This window comes from Peribacillus sp. P4_C12 (genome assembly GCF_056402095.1).
Map to the genome: position 1 here is coordinate 1 of NZ_JBFUIB010000322.1, position 4,285 is coordinate 4,285.

Genomic DNA, 4,285 nt, shown 5'->3' on the forward strand with positions numbered 1-4,285 from the left:
AGAATATGCAGCAGTGAACAGTGCCGTTCAGAATATGCTTCTAGCCGCACATTCTCTAGGTCTTGGGGCAGTATGGAGAACTGGAAAAATCACTTATAATACGAAGGTTCGGGAATTTTTCAACTTATCCTCAAAAGGAGAAATACTAGCATTCATTTACTTGGGTTATCCCGATATGGAGCCAAAACCGGCTAAAAAAACACCGATTGATGAATTGACTACTTGGATCGATTGAAAAATTAATGGAAAGTAAATATAGGAGCAGTTGCATCAGTATAAACACACTGCGGCAGCTGTTTTTTTTGTTCGATAAGATTTCTTTAATAGGTTTTTACCATATAGGATTTTGGCTTTCTTATGCTTCGTTTCAAGTGACGATTGAGGTTTTAGGTTGTACAATACATAGGGTGAATAAATTTTGATGAATTAGGATGTGTCTATAGATGAGAACGATTGATCCATTTGAGATTCTAGATGGAAAAGCGATTAAATATTTGGATGTTTTTGGCGTTGAGGATGGAATTGCTTTAAAGAGTAAGTATGAAGATAAAACGTATTGGATATATGATTATTATTGCATGCATCAGACATGTGATTGCCAGGAAGTGTACCTTGAATTCGTGGAGGAGCGCAAGACCACCAGTCAGGCCGGACAGCATTTTGGAGTTCGGGTTTCATTCCGAGATAATCAATTCGTCCTAGAGGATTATAATATTTCCAAGCAAAAGGCGATGGATATTGCTGAAGACACGTTAAAGTACAGTAAAGACGTAATGGAACTGTTTAAGAAGCGCTATCAGCAAATGAAGGAAAAAGGCACACAAATTATCATGGAGAGTGCAAAAGCGGCTAAAATGCCTCATGTTCATACAGAACCAGTCATCGGAAGAAATGAGCCATGTCCATGTGGTAGCGGGAAAAAATACAAAAAATGCTGCGGTGCAGCTTAAGTTCATTTAAGGGAGGCTGACTCGATTCGGAGTCGCTTCTTTTTTTTGAAATCTAACATGGAAAAATAGAATGATTTCATAAATAAAAAAAATACTATAGTATTACGGGAACGTTTGTTCTATAATAAGGGTACCAGATAATGACAAGAAGAAGAAATAAAAAGTAGTAATTTAGACGGAATTTTCCGAATACTCCTTTTTTATTTTCAAAAATCTGGTATATATAAGAGAGAAGAGTTTTTTGATCTCATCTCTTTCAACGGTAGACGGCAACCAGACGGGATAGAAGATCCCCCACTGATGGCAGTTTAACTTATTGAACGAAGGAAGGGGTAATCAAATGACAAAAGAAAAAAGATTAATACCTTACAAAGTTCTTGAAGTAATGGACACGGTTAAAGAAAAAATTCCTGAGGGTGTAGAGCTTGTGAAAGCCCCGGCAATTTGGGAAAAAAGCAATTATGGTGAAGGCGTGGTCGTTGCGGTCATCGATACAGGCATTGATAAAGAGCATCCAGACCTCAAAGAAAGTATTATTGGTGGAAAGGATTTTACCAATACCGGGGATTATCAAGATGATAACGGGCATGGAACACATGTCAGCGGTACGGTTTTGGCTGCCCTTAATAAAGTTGGAGTAGTTGGAGTGGCTCCGAAAGCAAGTATTTTAGCGTTGAAAGCCTTAAATGGAAAAGGACAAGGCGATATAAATTGGATTAATGGAGCTTTAGAGTATGCGATTAATTGGCAGGGGCCTAATGAAGAAAAGGTTTCAGTTATTTCACTTTCCCTCGGTGGTCCTCCAGATGAGGCGGAACATAAGCTTATTCAAAGAGCGCTTCAGAAAGATATCCTTGTTGTATGTGCAGCTGGAAACAGTGGGGATGGGCGTGATGAAACGGATGAATTGGATTACCCAGGGGCATATCCCGAGGTAGTGGAAGTCGGAGCCGTGGATTTAAGCAGAAATTTGGCGGATTTTTCAAATACAAATGATGAAATTGACCTGGTAGCGCCAGGAGTTGATATTCTCTCTACGTATCCAGGAAATAGATATGCTAGGCTGAGCGGAACGTCTATGGCAACGCCTCATGTAAGCGGTGCGGCAGCTCTTTTGAAAGTGATTGCTGAAAAGGAATTTGGCCGTAAGCTAACTGAAGCGGAATTATATGCACAGTTAGTGAAAAGTACAGAAGATCTGGGAATAAGCAAAAGAGCCCAGGGTAATGGTCTACTAAACTTAACAATAGCGGAACAAAGAGTTGAAAAATCCATTAAGATTACCATAGAATCAGAAAATCTTCAGTTACCAAGTAAAACGGTGGTCATGGAATATTAAAAATAAAAAAGGTGTCCCAAGAAACTTTGGGACACCTAAAAGATTATTTTTTACTTTTCCTAATGGCTGCTAAAAGGGCTACAATAGAGAGAATCAAAGATATCCCTGCAAGAGTAATGATCAGTGTTTCATTGTTATCATCTTCTGCTTTTGTAGAATCCTTTGAACTGTCGGCTGAATTTGAAGCTGCGTGATCACTTTTTTCTGCATGGCTATGGCCCTCAGATCCTGTATTAGCTTTGGAAGCTACCGAAATTTCAGTTACAGAATGCGGTAGGTTGGAGCTTTCATCTCCACTCCATTCAACAATTTCACCATCTTCATAATATTGAAAGGCATCCCAAGCTACATTTGTTTCTTCTTTAGGGTTTTGGGCAACGAATAAAAATTGCTGGAATTGTCCAGCGGCAATTCCTTCATCGGTCGCTTCCCATGTTACCGTTTTTACATGACCTTCTTTGTCACCTTCAGTTGTTACTTTCCACCCTGGTACAGGCTGGTAGCTTTCAAAAGTAATGCCTTCCGGAATCTTTAAAGTCACCTTGGTGGTGGCAGTTTCTTTTTCAACGGGTACTTTTAGTGTATAAGTTTCCCAAGCCTCAGGTGCAGATGAACTAGGCTTAACGGTAACGTGTGCATTCGCTGAACCGGAAAAAATGAATAGAGCAGCAAATGTAGAGATAAGAAGCTTTGATATGTTTTTCATTTGAATAAATCCCTTCTGTTATGAATTTCCAACTAATATTGTAAAATCAGCATCAATTGAATCTAGATCTTCAGTTAATCCATGGACCTGAATCTTCCACTTTCCTGACATGGTTAGAATCGACTTGGATGTAAACGTACCTGTATTTTCTCCCTGAAGTTGAAGCTTTATTTCTCCTCCGTCGGTATCTACAGGCTCCATTATGATTGTAAGCTGTTCAATTTCGGTATAAGGCATGCCTTCATCATTGGATATGTTTACTTGGATTCGGTTATCACCGACTTCATTGGGAGTTACCATTAAAGTAACCTCATTATTTTCTGCAGTCATCAAAGTTTTCTCAATTGGTCCTGGAGAAGACATGGCCGTTTGGACATTTGTTAATAGAGCGGCTACAAGGAGAACGACGATTCCTACACCAAACTCTATTCCCACACTATAACCAAGTTTTTTTTCTTTCTTTTTCCCCCTGAAAAAATGAAATGCTCCTAAAACGATCATGACTAACATGAGACCAACTTTCGCAAGTAACAATTGTCCATATGTTGTTTTTAACAATGAATGGATAGTCGGTACATGCTGTAAGCTGCTATATATCCCGCTAACGATCAGTATGATTACAAACAGAAATGCCCATCTGGAAAACCTTTGAATGATTGACCAGTAAAATGTTTTCTTATCTTCTGTCTGCCGATCAGCAAGCCCAGGCAATATCACCAATAAGGCCATAAGGCCGCCCAACCATAAAGCCATGGACAATAAATGGAGGAAATCCATCAAAACGGCAAGAACCTGATTAGGAACAGCTGCCGTATGTCCAATTGAAGCCTTACAAACCATCAAGCTGGCTATTATGATGAAAGAAAGGAAGGGTAGTGATTTATTCAGGGAGTTCTCCAGCATGAAATAAATCACTAAAAATAGAAGGAGCAATATTAGAATTTCAACGATCCAGATGGCTCCAAAGTTTGTAGCATTCAATACTTCTTTTATATAACTCACATTAAATGCATCAGTCCAACCTACGCCAGCGTCAATCGTCACCTTTAAAGGCAGACTGAAGAAGATGGAAAATGCTAAACCTGCATATGAAAGCCAAAGGTATAGACGGGCTCTTCTGCTGGCTTCAAAAAGGCGAGAATCCTTCATTAACGATAATTGGAAAAAAAGGATTCCGGTAAGGGCTGCAAAAGATATGTATTGAAGACTTTGCAGGAAAACGTTGATGGAATTCGGAAAACCTGCATTCAATTCGGAATTTTCTTGGTCTGATAGGCCCGCTGAATCTCC

Annotated in this window: 4 protein-coding genes and 1 pseudogene; 3 read left to right on the forward strand and 2 right to left on the reverse strand. The window is 39.4% G+C overall.

Going from position 1 to position 4,285, the window contains the following annotated elements:
- The 3 genes and pseudogenes from AC1DUW_RS21995 to AC1DUW_RS22005 form a co-directional block, all read left to right on the forward strand.
- Positions 1 to 235: nitroreductase family protein (locus AC1DUW_RS21995; protein ID WP_477643460.1), on the forward strand; the 235-nt coding region annotated here is incomplete at its 5' end.
- 637 nt (positions 236 to 872) lie between these two features.
- Positions 873 to 950: pseudogene (locus AC1DUW_RS22000) on the forward strand (SEC-C metal-binding domain-containing protein); the annotation flags it as partial.
- A gap of 340 nt (positions 951 to 1,290) precedes the next feature.
- The gene (locus AC1DUW_RS22005; RefSeq protein ID WP_053344246.1) at positions 1,291 to 2,289 is read left to right on the forward strand and encodes a S8 family peptidase; all 999 of its coding nucleotides are present in this window, start codon (positions 1,291 to 1,293) and stop codon (positions 2,287 to 2,289) included.
- A 43-nt stretch (positions 2,290 to 2,332) separates the two neighbouring features.
- On the opposite strand, the gene AC1DUW_RS22010 is transcribed toward AC1DUW_RS22005, so the two are convergent.
- Together AC1DUW_RS22010 and AC1DUW_RS22015 are read right to left on the reverse strand one after the other, a co-directional pair.
- A complete protein-coding gene (locus AC1DUW_RS22010) occupies positions 2,333 to 2,995 on the reverse strand; it encodes a YcnI family copper-binding membrane protein (RefSeq protein ID WP_252430077.1) in 663 nt (220 codons plus the stop codon).
- Between the two features lie 18 nt (positions 2,996 to 3,013).
- Positions 3,014 to 4,285: CopD family protein (locus AC1DUW_RS22015; RefSeq protein WP_477643461.1), on the reverse strand; the 1,272-nt coding region annotated here is incomplete at its 5' end.